This window comes from Microbacterium oleivorans (assembly GCF_023715745.1).
Classification (GTDB): Bacteria; Actinomycetota; Actinomycetes; order Actinomycetales; family Microbacteriaceae; genus Microbacterium; species Microbacterium oleivorans_D.
Map to the genome: position 1 here is coordinate 306,117 of NZ_JAMBOV010000003.1, position 15,366 is coordinate 321,482.

Here is a 15,366-nt window from a genome sequence, read left to right on the forward strand (position 1 = left end):
GGTGATGGATACCGTGGACGTTCCCATTATCTCGGCTCAGGTTCCCGTCTACGCGCACCCGGGCGACGCCGGCGCCGACCTCGTCGCGACGGAGCAGGTACGACTCGCCCCCGGACAGCGCGCCCTGATCGGCACCGGTGTGCGCATCGCCCTGCCCGACGGCTACGTCGCCTTCGTCGTGCCGCGCAGCGGGTTGGCGGCCAAGCACGGCATCACCGTGGTCAACTCCCCGGGGACGGTGGACGCCGGTTACCGGGGCGAGATCAAGGTGACGCTCTTGAACACGGATGCCGCCGAGGCCTTCGACGTCGCCCCCGGCGACCGCATCGCGCAGCTCATCGTCATGCCCGTCTCGCGGGCGACCTTCCTCCCCGTCGACACGCTTCCCGACAGCGTGCGCGGTGACGGGGGATTCGGATCCACCGGCTACACGACAGGACACTCCGCATGAGCGACGAGCTCGCACCCAAGTCGGCACCGAGCGATCGTGCCAGCAACGGTCCCTTCGACGAGGCGGAAGCCAACCCCGTCCGTCCCTACATCGATCTCGGCGGGGTGAAGGTGCTGCCCCGCGAGGGGCTCAACCTCCGGCTCGAGGTCGAGGAGCAGACCAAGCGCATCGTCGCCGTCGGCCTCGATTACGCCGGTTCGACGCTGCAGGTCCAGCCCTTCGCGGCACCTCGCTCGAGCGGTCTCTGGGAGGAGACCCGCGAGCAGATCCGCCAGCAGGTCCGTCAGCAGGGCGGTCGTGTGGAGGAGCGCGAGGGGCCGCTCGGTCCCGAACTGCTCGCGGAGGTCCCTGTGGCCGGCGCCGACGGCGCCGCGGGCAAGCGTCTCGCGCGATTCGTCGGCGTCGACGGCCCCCGCTGGTTCCTGCGCGGAGTGATCGGCGGTGCCGCAGCGAGCGACATCGACGCCGCCGCGCAGGTCGAGGACCTCTTCCGGTCGATCGTGGTGGTGCGGGGCGCGACGCCCATGCCGCCGCGCGACCTCATCCCGCTGAAGATGCCCGCCTCTCCCGGCAGCGCATGACGACCCCGCAGGACCGCGCCGGAGCCGAGGACCCTTCGGCAGAGCGCCACGACCTGGTGCCACCGGCGGCGTCCGACTCCCCGACGGCATCAGAACTGCTCGGACAGGCGCTGGGCGGTGCAGCCAAGCGTGCCGGCCTGGATCCGGCGGAGGATGCGACGACGGGGCACGTCGTGTGGCGGGCGATGGGCGGCTGGCGCGGGATCGCCGAGTCCGTCCTCCCCGGCCTCGTGTTCGTCGTCCTCTTCACCATCACCGGCCAGGACCTGGTGCTCTCCCTCGTGGCGTCGGTCGGGCTCGCAGCCGTCTTCACGATCATCCGGCTCGTCCAACGGTCGCCCGCGGCAGCCGCCTTCGGCGGTCTGGTCGCGACCGGTGTCGCCGCCGCTCTGGCGCTGTTCACCGGCCGGGGCGAGGACAATTTCGTCCCCGGGCTGATCACCAACGCCGCGTACGGCACGGGCCTGCTGGTGTCCGCGCTCATCGGCTGGTCCCTCATCGGCCTGGCCGTGGGCTTCCTCATGAACGAGGGAACCGCGTGGCGCGCCGACCGCCGCAAGCGGCGCGCCTTCTTCTGGCTCACGATCGCCTGGGCGGCGCTGTTCTACGCCCGGCTCGCCGTGCAACTGCCGCTGTACCTGGCGGGCGAGGTGGCTGCGCTGGGAACGCTGAAGCTCATCATGGGCCTGCCGTTGTTCGCACCCATGGTCGCCGTCACGTGGCTCGCCGTGCGCGCCCTGTACCCGCCCCGCGGTACCCGGCTCGACGAGAGCTGAGGAACCGCCCCGTTCGGGCCCAGGGGCTGGTTGACTGAGCCCATGGACGCGGTCCCGATGTTCCCGCTCGGCAGTGTGCTCTTTCCGCACACGCCGCTCGCGCTGCGGGTCTTCGAGCCGAGGTACTTGACGATGATCGGCCGGCTCCTCGACGCGGAGGACCCTTCGTTCGGCGTCGTCCTCATCGAGCGCGGCTTCGAAGCCGGCGGCGGCGACGAGCGGGCCATGCTCGGGACGATGGCGCGCATCGTCCGTGTCGAGGCGGGGGCCGCAGACCTCTTCGTCATCGCGGTGGGCGACGAGCGCGTCGCCGTGGACCGGTGGGGGGACGACGACCCGCATCCGATCGCCGATCTGTCGCCCGTACCGCCGCTGGAGTGGGACGACGCGCTGCTTCCGCTGCGGCGGGAGGTCGAGCGCATCGTCCGCCGGGTCGCGACCTTGGCGTCGGTCCTCGACGAGGCTCGGTGGGATCCGGATGCCGAACTCGCCGACGACCCCGTCGCCTCGACCTGGCAGCTCGCCGCCATGGCACCGCTGGGGGAGTACGACCGTTTCCGCCTGCTGGGCGCGACCACTCTCGAGGGACTGATCGGGATGCTGCGACAGATGTGTTTGGACGAGGAGCCGGTCCTCATCGCCCGAGCCGCGGATGCCGCCGACACGGATGACGACGACGCCTGAGAACACGCGTTCGGCGCCTTGGTGAGGTATCTTGATATCAAGATAAATTTCGCCCGCCGCGGTAAGGCAGACCTCACTAGCCGCCGGGACCGGGCGGGGCGAAGATGGGAGGGCCGGCTCACGCCGCGCCCGCCGACGAAGGAGAGCACACGTGTCCACTGTTGACAGCTTCGGTGCGAAGAGCACACTCACGGTCGGCGACACCGACTACGAGATCTTCCGCATCGACACCGTTCCCGGCTACGAGAAGCTTCCGTACAGCCTCAAGATCCTCCTCGAGAACCTGCTGCGCACCGAGGACGGTGCCAACGTCACCAAGGAGCAGATCGAGGCTCTCGGCAACTGGCAGCCCGACGCGGAGCCGAACACCGAGATCCAGTTCACACCCGCACGCGTCGTGATGCAGGACTTCACGGGTGTCCCCTGCATCGTCGACCTCGCGACCATGCGCGAGGCGGTCACGGCCCTCGGCGGCGACCCCAACAAGATCAACCCGCTGTCGCCGGCCGAGATGGTCATCGACCACTCCGTCATCGCCGACCTCTTCGGCAGCGAGAACGCCCTCGAGCGCAACGTCGAGATCGAGTACGAGCGCAACGGTGAGCGCTACCAGTTCCTCCGCTGGGGCCAGACGGCTTTCGATGATTTCAAGGTCGTCCCGCCGGGCACCGGCATCGTCCACCAGGTCAACATCGAGCACCTCGCCAAGGTGGTCTACGACCGCACCGTCGACGGCGTTCTGCGCGCCTACCCCGACACCTGCGTCGGCACCGACTCGCACACCACGATGGTGAACGGTCTGGGAGTGCTCGGCTGGGGCGTCGGCGGGATCGAGGCCGAGGCCGCCATGCTCGGCCAGCCCGTCTCGATGCTCATTCCGCGCGTGGTCGGCTTCAAGCTGACCGGCGAGATCCCCGCGGGCGTGACCGCGACCGACGTCGTCCTCACCATCACGGACATGCTCCGCAAGCACGGCGTCGTCGGCAAGTTCGTCGAGTTCTACGGCGAGGGCGTCGCTCAGGTGCCCCTCGCCAACCGCGCCACGATCGGCAACATGAGCCCCGAGTTCGGCTCGACGGCAGCGATGTTCCCCGTCGACGACGTCACGCTGGACTACCTGCGCCTCACCGGCCGCGACGAGCAGACCGTCGCCCTCGTCGAGGCCTACGCGAAGGCGCAGTCGCTCTGGCACGACCCGGCCCGCGACCTCAGCTTCAGCGAGTTCATGGAGCTCGACCTCTCCACCGTCGTCCCCTCCATCGCCGGTCCGAAGCGTCCGCAGGACCGCATCCTGTTGTCCGAGGCGAAGAACCAGTTCGAGAAGGACATCCTCAACTACGCGGATGCCGCCGAGGAGGACTCCGTCGAGATCGAGGGGACGTTCCCGGCGTCCGACCCGGGCACCGCTCCCGGTGTCGAGCACGAGACGGTGTCGGCCGAGGGTGTCTCGCACCAGCACGAGCACGAGCACGTGCCCTCGATGATCTCGAGCGGCCCGCGCCACGCGGCATCCAAGCCGGTCAAGGTCACGACGCCCGATGGGCAGTCCTACATGCTCGACAACGGCGCGGTGACACTCGCCGCCATCACGTCGTGCACGAACACGTCGAACCCGTCGGTCATGATCGCCGCGGGCCTTCTCGCGAAGAAGGCGACCGACAAGGGCCTGAAGCGCAAGCCCTGGGTGAAGACCACGCTCGGCCCGGGCTCGAAGGTCGTCACCGACTACTACGAGAAGTCCGGCCTCGACAAGGCGCTCGAGGCCCTCGACTTCTACACCGTCGGGTACGGGTGCACGATCTGCATCGGCAACTCCGGTCCGCTCATCGACGAGGTCTCGGCGGCCATCAACGAGAACGACCTCGCGGTCACCGCGGTCCTCTCGGGCAACCGCAACTTCGAGGGCCGCATCAGCCCCGACGTGAAGATGAACTACCTCGCGTCGCCGCCGCTGGTCGTCGCCTACGCCCTCGCCGGCTCGATGAACTTCGACTTCGAGACCGATGCGCTCGGCAAGGACGCGAACGGCGACGACGTGTTCCTGAAGGACATCTGGCCCTCGCCCGACGAGGTCCAGGAAATCATCGACCACTCGATCTCGCGCGAGCAGTTCATCAAGCAGTACTCGACCGTCTTCGACGGCGACGAGCGCTGGAAGAACCTCCCGACGCCGACCGGGCCCGTCTTCGAATGGGACGAGGACTCGACGTACGTCCGTAAGGCGCCGTACTTCGACGGCATGGAGCGCACCCCGGCCCCCGTCACCGACATCTCGGGTGCGCGCGTGATGGCGACCCTCGGCGACTCGGTCACCACCGACCACATCAGCCCGGCCGGGAACATCAAGGCGGGCACCCCCGCCGCGCAGTACCTCACCGAGCACGGCGTCGCCCAGAAGGACTTCAACTCCTACGGCTCGCGCCGCGGGAACCACGAGGTCATGATTCGCGGGACGTTCGCCAACATCCGGCTCAAGAACGAGATCGTGGCGGCGGTCAACGACGGCAAGGTCGTCGAGGGCGGGTTCACGCGCGACTTCACGCAGCCCGGCGGCCCGCAGTCCTACATCTACGACGCGAGCCAGAACTACCAGGCGCAGGGCACCCCGCTCGTCGTCTTCGGCGGCAAGGAGTACGGCTCGGGGTCGTCGCGTGACTGGGCGGCCAAGGGCACGAGCCTGCTGGGCGTCAAGGCGGTCATCACCGAGAGCTTCGAGCGGATCCACCGGTCGAATCTGATCGGCATGGGTGTCGTCCCGCTCCAGTTCCCCGCCGGGGAGAGCTGGGCCTCGCTCGGCCTCGACGGGACCGAGATCGTGTCGATCACCGGCCTCGAGCAGCTGAACGAGGGTGTCACCCCGAAGACGGTCAAGGTCGTCGCGGAGCCCAGCGAGTTCTCGCCCGAGGGCAAGGAGACCGTCGAGTTCGACGCGGTCGTGCGCATCGACACCCCCGGTGAGGCGGACTACTACCGCAACGGCGGCATCCTGCAGTACGTGCTGCGCTCGCTCGTCTGACGCCCGTTGTCAAGAGGACCCCGGCTCCGCGTGGAGTCGGGGTCCTCTCGCGTAGCGCCACGTAGACTCTCGACATGAGTCTTCTCGAGGGAATTACCGGGCCGCGTGACCTCGACCGATTCTCGAGCGAGGAGCTGCACGTCCTGGCTGACGAGATCCGGACCTTTCTCGTCGAGAACGTCTCGCGCACCGGCGGGCACCTCGGACCGAACCTCGGCGTCGTCGAGCTGACGATCGCGCTGCACCGGGTGTTCGACTCGCCGAACGACCCGATCATCTTCGACACCGGGCATCAGTCCTACGTCCACAAGCTGCTGACGGGCCGTCAGGACTTCTCGAAGCTCCGCTCGCGCGGCGGCCTGGCCGGGTACCCGCAGCGGTCGGAGAGCCCGCACGACGTCGTCGAGTCCTCCCACGCCTCGAGCTCGCTGAGCTGGGCGGACGGCGTCTCCCGGGCACTCACCCGTACGGGCCGCAAGGACCGCCACGTCGTCGCGGTCGTCGGGGACGGCTCGCTCACCGGCGGCATGACGTGGGAGGCGCTCAACAACATCTCCGACGACAACGACCGCAACCTCGTCATCGTCGTCAACGACAACGGCCGGTCGTACGCGCCGACGATCGGCGGCATGGCCCGCTACCTCAACCGTGTCCGTACCGCGGACAGCTACCAGACGTTGCGCCGCAGCTCCGCGCACGTCTCGCGACTGTTCGGCCCGATCGGACGCGCCGTCTACCGCGGCGTCCGAGGCGGGACGCACGGATTCCTGTCGCGGTTCACCAACAACATCGCGCTCTACTCCAACCTCGACATCAAGTATCTCGGCCCGGTGGACGGGCACGACCTCGATGCGATGGAGGAGACGCTCCGGCTCGCGAAGGAGTACGGCGCCCCGGTCATCGTCCACGCGATCACCGACAAGGGACGTGGCTTCGAGCCTGCGCGACGGGACGAGGCCGACCAGTTCCACGCTGTGGGCAAGATCGACCCCGTCACAGGGGAGCCGATCGGAACCTCGGATGCCGTCGCCTGGACGGACGTCTTCGCGGACGCCCTCGTCGACGCGGGCGACCGGCGCGAGGACATCATCGCGATGACCGCGGCCATGCTGCGACCCACGGGGTTGCAGCCGTTCGCCCAACGGTTCCCCGACCGGGTCTACGACGTCGGCATCGCCGAACAGCACGCCGTCACGTCGGCGGCCGGCCTCGCCTTCGGGGGCCTGCACCCCGTCGTCGCCATCTATGCGACCTTCATGAATCGCGCCTTCGACCAGGTCATGATGGACGTCGCCCTCCACAAGGCGGGTGTCACGTTCGTCCTCGATCGGTCGGGCGTCACGGGCCCCGACGGGCCGAGCCACCACGGCATCTGGGATCTTGCAATGCTCCAGCTGGTTCCCGGTATCCGCCTCGCGGCTCCGCGCGACGGCGAACGCCTGCGCGAGCTGTTCGACGAGGCGATCGCGGTCGAGGACGCCCCGACGGTCGTGCGGTTCCCGAAGGGGTCCGTCCCCGACGCGCTGGAGGCGATCGAGCGTCTGGAGGACGGGACGGACGTGCTCTACCGCAGCGGCGCGGAGGACGTGCTGCTCGTCGGGATCGGCCCCATGGCGCATCTCGCCGTCGAGGTCGCCGAGCGGCTGCGCGCCCAGGGCATCGGGTCCACAGTGGTCGATCCGCGCTGGGCTGTGCCCATCCGGCCGGCGATCGTCGACCTGGCGGCGTCCCACCGGCTCGTGATCACGATCGAGGACGGCATCCGCGTCGGCGGGGTGGGGACGCGTGTGCGCCAGGTGTTGCGAGAAGCGGGTGTGTCGACGGCCGTCGACGAGCTCGGGCTGCCCGACGAGTTCATCGACCACGCCAGCCGGGAGCAGATCCTCGCGGATGCGGGGCTCACGGCACCGAAGATCGCGCAGGACGTGGTCGCGCAGGTCCTCGGTACCCGCGTGCCGATCGCCCGGCAGTCGAGCGATGACGCCGTGTGGTCCTCGCAGGACGTCGAACTGCGCGGCCCCGCCGACGCGGGCTCGGACTGACTCCGTCGCTGCGTGACAGCATGGAGGGATGCAGACACCGCAGCATCCCGGCGATGAGAACCTGAGTCGAGAGGATGCCGCGGCGCGGGCATCCGTCATCACGCTCGACACGATCGAGGTCGACCTCGACGTGCGCTCGGCCATCGACGCGGCACGCGAGGACTTCGTCACCCAGAGCGTGCTCCGCTTCGGCGCCACGGCCACGGAGACCTGGGTCGACTTCCTCGGGCTCTCGGTGGACGAGGTCGAGGTCAACGGCGAGGTGCGCGAGGTCGAGTGGGACGGCGCCCGCATCCGGCTCACGGGGCTCGCCGGCAGCAATGTCGTGCGGATCCGTGCGCGCGGCCGCTACAGCCGCTCCGGCGAGGGACTGCACCGCTTCACCGACCCGGTCGACGACGCCGTCTACCTGTACACACAGTACGAGCCGGCGGACAGCCGGCGTGTGTACCCGTGTTTCGAGCAGCCCGACCTCAAAGCGCGGTGGACCTTCCACGTCACCGCCGCGGGCGACGATGTCGTCCTCTCCGGCGGTGCGGAGACGTCCCGGGAAGAGGTCGACGGCGGTGTGCGGGTCTCGTTCCGCGCGACGCCGCCGCTGTCGAGCTACGTCACCGCCATCGCGGTGGGGCCCTACCACCGCGTGGACGGGGTCTGGCGCGGCGAGCGGCAGAGCGTCGAGCTCGGCGTGCTCTGTCGCGCCTCGCTCGCGGAGCATCTCGACGGCGAGGAGATCCTCGACATCACCCGCCGCGGACTCGACTTCTTCACGACGGCGTTCGATCAGGACTATCCGTGGGGCAAGTACGACCAGATCTTCGTGCCCGAGTACAACCTGGGCGCGATGGAGAACCCGGGCCTCGTCACGTTCACCGAGGCCTACGTCTTCCGGGGCGCCGCCACCGCGGCGCAGCACGAGGCCCGGTCGAACACGATCCTGCACGAGATGGCGCACATGTGGTTCGGCGACCTCGTGACCATGCGGTGGTGGGACGACCTGTGGCTGAAGGAGTCGTTCGCCGACTTCATGGGAACGCACGCGAACGTCGCGACCGGTCTGTTCCCGGATGCCTGGGTGACCTTCGCGAGCCGGCGGAAGGGGTGGGCCTACGTGCAGGACCAGCTGCCGACGACGCATCCGATCGTCGCCGACATCCCCGACCTCGAAGCGGCCAAGCTCAACTTCGACGGCATCACGTATGCGAAGGGGGCATCGGTCCTGAAGCAGCTCGTGGGGTTCGTCGGCGAGGAGGCGTTCTTCCGCGGTGCGCAGCGGTACTTCGCGAGTCACGCCTACGGCAACACGACGCTCGAGGACCTGCTCGAAGCGCTGGAGGACGCCTCGGGCCGCGATCTCCGGTCGTGGAGCGCGGCCTGGCTCGAGACCACCGGCCTGCCCACCCTCACGGTCGAGCGAGGACCTCTCGCGATCACGCAGGACGTCGCGCGGCCCCACGCCGTCCGTGTCGGGCTCTGGGATCCCGAGGCCGGCCGCCTCGTCGCGCGCGGCGATGTCGCGGTCGATCTGTTCGAGGAGCGGACGCTCGTGAGCGCCCCCGTCCTGCCCGACACGGCGCTGGTCGTGGCGAACGTCGACGACCGGTCGTACGCGAAGGTGCGGCTCGACGATCGTTCGCTGGGCGCCGTCCGCGAGGGCCTGTCGACCATGCCGGACGCCGTCGCCCGCGGTGTCGTGTGGGCGGCGCTGTGGAACGCCGCCCGGGACGGGGATCTCTCGGCATCCGCCTATCTCGCCATCGCGACCCGGCACGCGCCCGACGAGTCGCACCCCGCTCTGCTCGCGGACGTCCTCGCTCACGCGGCCTTCGCGATCCGCCACTACGTCCCGGCCGGGGTGCGTGCCTCAGCCGCTGACGCCTGGCTCGACACCGCCTGGACCGCGATGGATGCCGCGGCTCCCGGCTCGGACGCGCAGCTGATCTGGGCACGTGCCGTCGGTGTGGCCGCCGAGCTGTCGAACGGGTGCGCCGACCGGATGACGGCGATCCTCGACGGCGAGGCCGCGCCGCCGGAGGGTCTGTCACTGGATCCCGAGCTCCGGTGGGGGTGGGTTTTCGGTCTCGCCGCGGGGGGACGTCTCGATGCGGCGAAGATCGAGGCGGAGGCGACTCGGGACGTCACCTCCTCCGGCCGTACGGCGCGCCTCGCAGCCCTCGCGGCCCGCCCGGAGGCATCCGTTCGTCACGACGGGTGGCTCGCGGCGTGGGACGACGAGACCCTGACGAACGATCACCTGGATGCCACCATCCGCGGCGTCCGTGCCGGTGAGAGCCGGCTGTTCATCGGTGGGTTCGACGACGACTACTTCGCCCGCATCCTGCCGGTGTGGCGGACGCGGAGCATCGAGATCGCCGCGCGACTCGTGCGCGGTCTGTTCCCCGCCGCTGAGGACACGGCGCGCGTCGACGCCTGGCTCGACGCCCATCCCGACGCGCCGGGGTCGCTGCGTCGGATCGTGATCGAGCAGCGCGACCACCTGGAACGGGATCTGCGAGTCCGCGCCGCGCAGTCGGAGCTCGAGCAGCGGTGACACCCGACGACGGCCCCGGGGAAGCACCCCGGGGCCGTCGTCATGCGCGCTCGATCAGGCGATGCCGCGGATCGGGGGGTGGTGGAACGTGTCGCCGAACACCCGGTCGCTGGCGCCCTCCCGGTCGAGGTACGGGGTGGCTCCGCCGTCGATGAAGGGCCAGCCGGCACCCAGGATGAGACACAGGTCGATGTCCTCGACCTCGGGCACCACGCCCTCGTCCAGCATGAGCTTGATCTCGTGCGCGAGACCGTCCTGCACACGGCGGAGGATCTCGTCGCCGGGGGTCGGCGTCGAGCCGGTCGCCTTCTTCGCGACCTTCTCGGCAGCCTTGGTGAAGCCGGTGACCCGGCCGCCCTTGTCCTTCTCGACGACCTCGTCCAGCGCGGCGAGCTCATGGAAGTTCTCGTTTGCGTAGAACCGGTCGGGGAACGCGCGGACCATCGTGTCCTGCACGTGCGCGGCGACCTTCCAGCCCACGAGGTCGATGAGCTGGAACGGCCCCATCGGCAGCCCGAGCGGAGCGAAGGCCCTCTCGACATCGACCACCGGTGTCCCCTCGTACACGGCGCGCGCCGCCTCGCCCATGACCTTGGCGAGCAGACGGTTCACGACGAATCCCGGGGCGTCCGCCGTGAGGACGGCGTTCTTGCCGAGGCCCTTGGCGACGACGAAGGCCGTCGACAGTGCGGCATCCGACGTCGTCGGCGTCTTCACGACCTCGATGAGCGGCATGACCGCGACCGGGTTGAAGAAGTGGAAGCCGACGAGCCGCTCGGGGTGCGCGAGCTTCGCCCCGATCTCCTCGACCGAGAGCGACGAGGTGTTCGTGGCGAGGATGGCGTCCTCAGCCACCACCGCCTCGATCTCGGCGAAGACGGCCTGCTTGACGCCGACCTCCTCGAAGACGGCCTCGATGACGAAGTCGCAGTCCGCGTACTGCGACTTGTCCGTCGTCCCGGTCACGAGGGAGCGCAGCTTGTTGGCGGTGTCGCCGTCGAGCCGCCCCTTGGACTCGAGCTTGCCGATCTCCTCGTGGATGTACGCCACACCCTTGTCGACACGCGCCTGATCGAGGTCGGTGATGAGGACGGGCACCTGCAGCTTCCGGACGAACAGGAGCGCGAACTGGCTCGCCATGAGGCCCGCGCCGATGATGCCCACCTTGGTCACCCTCTTCGCGAGCGCCTTGTCGGGCGCGCCGACCGGCCGCTTCGCTCGCTTCTGCACGAGATCGAACGCGTACATGGATGCCGCGAACTGATCGCCCGTGACGAGCTGGGCGAGTGCCTCGTCCTCACGCGCGAACCCCTCCGCCTTGGTCCCGCTCTTGGCCTTGTCGAGCAGTTCGAGCGCCACGTAGGGGGAGCGGGGCACAGTCCCGATCTTGGACTCGAGCATGCCTCGTGCGACCTTGATCGCGATGGGCCACTTCGTGAGTCGTTCGATCTTGCCCGGCGCGTTCTTCCGTTCCACCTTGACGGCGCCCGTCAGGACGTCATCGGCCCAGCGCAGGGACGCCTCGAGGTAGTTCGATGCGGGGAAGATCGCGTCCATGATGCCGAGGTCGTAGGCCTGCTGCGGCTTGAGAACCCGGTTCTGCTTGAGCGGGTTGGAGACCACCACCTCGAGGGCGTTCTCGATGCCGATGAGGTTCGGGAGCAGGTAGGCGCCACCCCAGCCGGGGATGATGCCGAGGAAGACCTCGGGAAGTGCGATCGCCGCGGCGGAGGCATCCACCGTCCGATACGTCGAGTTGAGTGCGATCTCGAGCCCGCCGCCGAGGGCGAGCCCGTTCACGAATGCGAACGACGGCACACCGAGATCGGACAGCTTGCCGAGGACGTGGTGACCGAGCTGCGCGATGAGGCGCGCGTTCTCCACCGACCCCACATTGCTGACCTCGCTGAGATCCGCTCCGGCAGCGAGGATGTACTGCTTGCCGGTGATGCCGACCGCGGCGATCTCGCCGGCGGCCGCGCGTGTCGCCAGGGTGTCGAGGGTTGCGCCGAGCTCGGTGAGGGTGGCGGGTCCCAGCGTGTTCGGGCGAGTGTGGTCCCGGCCGTTGTCGAGGGTGACGAGGGCGAGCACCTTGCCGCTGCCGAGCGTGACGTCGCGGACGGGCGAGTGCGTCACGACCTCGCTGTCCGACAGGGCGAGCAGGGGCGAGAAGTCGATCTGGTCGTAGTTCGTCATCGTCGGCTGCCTCACTTCTTCTTCTTGCCGTTGTAGTGCGGGTTCTCCCAGATCACCGAGCCGCCCTGCCCCAGGCCCACGCACATGGCGGTGAGCCCGTAGCGCACGTCGGGACGCTCGGCGAAGTGCGCCGCCAGCTGGATCATCAGACGGACACCCGATGCCGCGAGCGGGTGTCCGAGCGCGATCGCGCCACCCCAGGGATTCACCCGCGGATCGTCGTCGGCGATGCCGAAGTGGTCGAGGAGCGAGATGACCTGCACAGCGAACGCCTCGTTCAGCTCGAACAGGCCGATGTCGTCGATCGAGAGCCCCGCCTTCTTCAGCGCCTTCTCGGTCGAAGGGATGGGGCCGATGCCCATGATCTCGGGCTGCACTCCCGCGAAGGCGAACGAGACCATCCGCATCTTCGGGGTGAGGCCGAGCTCCTTGACTGCGCCGCCGCCGGCGAGGAGCGACATCGTCGCGCCGTCGGTGAGCGGAGAGGATGTGCCGGCTGTCACCCGGCCGTGCGGACGGAACGGCGTCTTGAGGGCGGCGAGGTCCGCCATGGTCGTCTGCGGGCGACGACCCTCGTCCTCGGTCGCGAGGCCCCAGGCGCCGTCGGCATCCTTCACCACGACGGGGACGAGGTCGGGCTGGAACTTGCCGTCCTCGTAGGCGGCCTGGGCCTTGTGCTGGCTCAGCATGCCGAACCGGTCGGAGCGCTCCTTGGTGAGCTGCGGGAACCGGTCGAAGATGCGCTCCGCCGTCACGCCCATGTTGAGGGCGCCCGGGTCGACCATTCGCTCGGCGACGAATCGCGGGTTGGGGTCGGCATTGCCCCCGATGGGATAGTGCCCCATGTGCTCGACGCCGCCCGCGAGCGCGATGTCGTACATCCCGACACCGATGGCACCGGCCATCGTCGTCACGCTCGTCATCGCGCCCGCGCACATCCGGTCGATGGCGAAGCCGGGCACCGTCTGCGGGAGTCCGGCGAGGATCGCGACCGAACGGCCGAGCGTCAAGCCCTGTTCTCCGGTCTGGCTCGTCGCGGCGATCGCGACGTCGTCGACGCGGTCCGCCGGAACGTCGCGGTTCCGCTCCATGAGGCCGATCGTCGCCTTGACGGCGAGGTCGTCGGCGCGCGTGTTCCAATACATGCCCTTTTCGCCGGCACGCCCGAACGGGGTGCGCATTCCGTCGACGAAATAGACGTCCGAAAGCTCGGCCACACTGCCTCCAATGATTGGGTTCCCACCCAGCCTAAGGAGGCCGCGAGACCGCGAAAATCGGTTGGGTCGAACCTACGAAGCGCTCTCGGATGCCGCGTCGGGCGCCTGCACGGAATCAACAAAGGCCGTGGCGATCGCCTGTGCGGTCTGTGCAATCTGCCACGGACGAGCACCGAGCTCCCGCAGGGCGTCGCCGATGGTCTCGGCGGTGATCTCCGCGGGAGGGTGCCAGGCGACGCGGCGGAGCAGGTCGGGAGTGAGCAGGTTCTCCGTCGGCATGCGCAACTCCTCCGCGCGTGCCTCCACGAGGGGACGCGCGGCCTTCAGCCGGGCGTCCGCGGCGGGGTTGCGATCAGCCCAGGCGCGAGGGGGCGGCATCCCATCACCGGGACCGCGCTCGGCAGGCAGTGCCGGATCGCTGCGACCGGTCTCGATGGCCGCCCACCAGCGGTCGAGCTGGCTCCGGCTCGCTCGTCCGGTGAACTCCTTCACGCGAGCGAGGTCCTGCTTCGTGGCCGGATCCGCGATGACGGCCGCGACCAGTGATCGGTCGGGGACGAGGCGGCCCGGGGAGACGTCTTCGTCGCGGGCGAACTCCTCGCGTGCAGACCACAAGGCACGGGCGACGGCGAGCGCGCGGCGGCCGCGCACGGTGTGGAGTCCGCTGAGGCGACGCCAGGGCTCCTCGCGTGGCGGCTTGGGGGCTCTGGTGCGGACCGCTTCGAACTCCTCCGCGGCGAAAGCGGTCTTGCCCTGCTCCTCGAGCTCGGTCGCGAGCGCGTCGCGGACGTCGATGAGGTGCAGCACGTCGAGAGCGGCGTACTCGAGCCAGCCCTGGGGGAGCGGGCGGGTGGACCAGTCGGCCGCGGAGTGCGCTTTCGCGAGGGTGATCCCCAGCGTGTCCTCCACGACGGCACCGAGACCGACCCGGTCGTGACCCAGGAGGCGTGCGGCGAGTTCGGTGTCGAAGATGCGAGGAGGCTCGAGGCCTGCCTCGCGGAGCGAGGGCAGATCCTGGCTGGCGGCGTGGAGGACCCACTCCTCGTCACCGATCGCCGCCTGCAGGGCGGAGAGATCGCCGATGGCGGGCGGATCGAAGAGGAACACCTCGCTCCCGCGTCGGAACACCTGGATGAGGTAGGCGCGCTGCGAATACCGGAAACCGGATGCCCGCTCGACGTCGACCGCGACGGGCCCGTGACCCGCCGCCAGGCGCGACGCTGCGGCCGCCGCCGCATCCTTATCGGCGATGACCTCGTATTCAGCCACGTGTACTCCGGTGTCCGCCGAACACGGCGATGTTCTCCGAGCCCGGGGGGAGCCCTGCCAACATGCAGACCAGCTCGCCCCAGGCGTCCATATGACTGGTCGGGTCGCCGTCGGGGGACCACGATGCGCGGAGCTCGATCTGCGCGCCGTCACCCTCCGCGGCCAGCGTCCCGAAACCCTTGGAGAGTGTCTTGGTCGCTGTACCGGATGCCGCATGGAACGTCGCTCCACGTGCGGCCAGGGCGTCGACCAGCCATGACCAGGCTACGTCGGCCAAGAGGGGGTCGGTGCCGATCTCCGGTTCGAGGGGGGCCTGAGCGAAGCAGACGATGCGCCACGCGCCGCCCCAGGCATCCGGTTCCTCCTCATCGTGCAGGATGACGATGCGACCCGTCCCGAAAGGGGATTCGCCGTCGTCGTCCGGTCGCACGTCGCCCGCGAAGGCGATCGCCTCAGGGGCGAGCGACGACGGTGCGGCGATCTCGCGCACCACGAAGTCCTCTCGAAAGCGCAGGGCGCGAAGGGCGTCACTCACGGCAAGGAACTCCGGCGTCCCGGTCGGGGATTCGGTCACGGCGACAGA

Annotated in this window: 11 protein-coding genes; 7 read left to right on the forward strand and 4 right to left on the reverse strand. The window is 69.3% G+C overall.

The features are described 5' to 3' along the window. Window position 1: 1 nt before the first annotated feature. The 7 genes from dut (at window position 2) to pepN (ending at window position 10,101) form a co-directional block, all read left to right on the forward strand. Window positions 2-451, forward strand: a complete 450-nt coding sequence (dut, locus tag M3190_RS09430; RefSeq protein WP_251580706.1) for a dUTP diphosphatase — start codon at window positions 2-4, stop codon at window positions 449-451. Next, window positions 448-1,032, forward strand: a complete 585-nt coding sequence (locus M3190_RS09435) for a DUF3710 domain-containing protein (RefSeq protein ID WP_064002126.1) — start codon at window positions 448-450, stop codon at window positions 1,030-1,032. Before dut ends, M3190_RS09435 begins: the two co-directional genes overlap by 4 nt. Continuing rightward, entirely contained in the window at window positions 1,029-1,808 is a 780-nt protein-coding gene (locus M3190_RS09440) for a DUF3159 domain-containing protein (RefSeq protein WP_251580707.1), read from the forward strand. Before M3190_RS09435 ends, M3190_RS09440 begins: the two co-directional genes overlap by 4 nt. Before the next feature lie 42 nt (window positions 1,809-1,850). Next, window positions 1,851-2,492, forward strand: a complete 642-nt coding sequence (locus tag M3190_RS09445; RefSeq protein WP_251580708.1) for an LON peptidase substrate-binding domain-containing protein — start codon at window positions 1,851-1,853, stop codon at window positions 2,490-2,492. 151 nt (window positions 2,493-2,643) lie between these two features. Continuing rightward, entirely contained in the window at window positions 2,644-5,508 is a 2,865-nt protein-coding gene (locus tag M3190_RS09450; protein WP_251580709.1) for an aconitate hydratase, read from the forward strand. A gap of 74 nt (window positions 5,509-5,582) precedes the next feature. Then, window positions 5,583-7,550: a 1-deoxy-D-xylulose-5-phosphate synthase gene (gene dxs, locus M3190_RS09455; protein ID WP_251580710.1), complete on the forward strand. Its 1,968-nt coding sequence runs from the start codon at window positions 5,583-5,585 to the stop codon at window positions 7,548-7,550. A gap of 28 nt (window positions 7,551-7,578) precedes the next feature. After that, window positions 7,579-10,101, forward strand: a complete 2,523-nt coding sequence (gene pepN / locus M3190_RS09460) for an aminopeptidase N (RefSeq protein WP_251580711.1) — start codon at window positions 7,579-7,581, stop codon at window positions 10,099-10,101. Between the two features lie 54 nt (window positions 10,102-10,155). On the opposite strand, the gene M3190_RS09465 is transcribed toward pepN, so the two are convergent. The 4 genes from M3190_RS09465 to M3190_RS09480 form a co-directional block, all read right to left on the reverse strand. Beyond that, entirely contained in the window at window positions 10,156-12,297 is a 2,142-nt protein-coding gene (locus M3190_RS09465) for a 3-hydroxyacyl-CoA dehydrogenase NAD-binding domain-containing protein (protein ID WP_251580712.1), read from the reverse strand. Between the two features lie 11 nt (window positions 12,298-12,308). After that, window positions 12,309-13,514: a thiolase family protein gene (locus tag M3190_RS09470; protein ID WP_251580713.1), complete on the reverse strand. Its 1,206-nt coding sequence runs from the start codon at window positions 13,512-13,514 to the stop codon at window positions 12,309-12,311. Between the two features lie 72 nt (window positions 13,515-13,586). Further along, window positions 13,587-14,783, reverse strand: coding sequence for a ribonuclease D (locus tag M3190_RS09475; RefSeq protein WP_251580714.1), 1,197 nt, complete (start codon window positions 14,781-14,783; stop codon window positions 13,587-13,589). After that, window positions 14,776-15,357, reverse strand: coding sequence for a DUF3000 domain-containing protein (locus M3190_RS09480; protein WP_251580715.1), 582 nt, complete (start codon window positions 15,355-15,357; stop codon window positions 14,776-14,778). The genes M3190_RS09475 and M3190_RS09480 overlap by 8 nt, the downstream gene beginning before the upstream one ends. Between the last annotated feature and the right edge of the window lie 9 nt (window positions 15,358-15,366).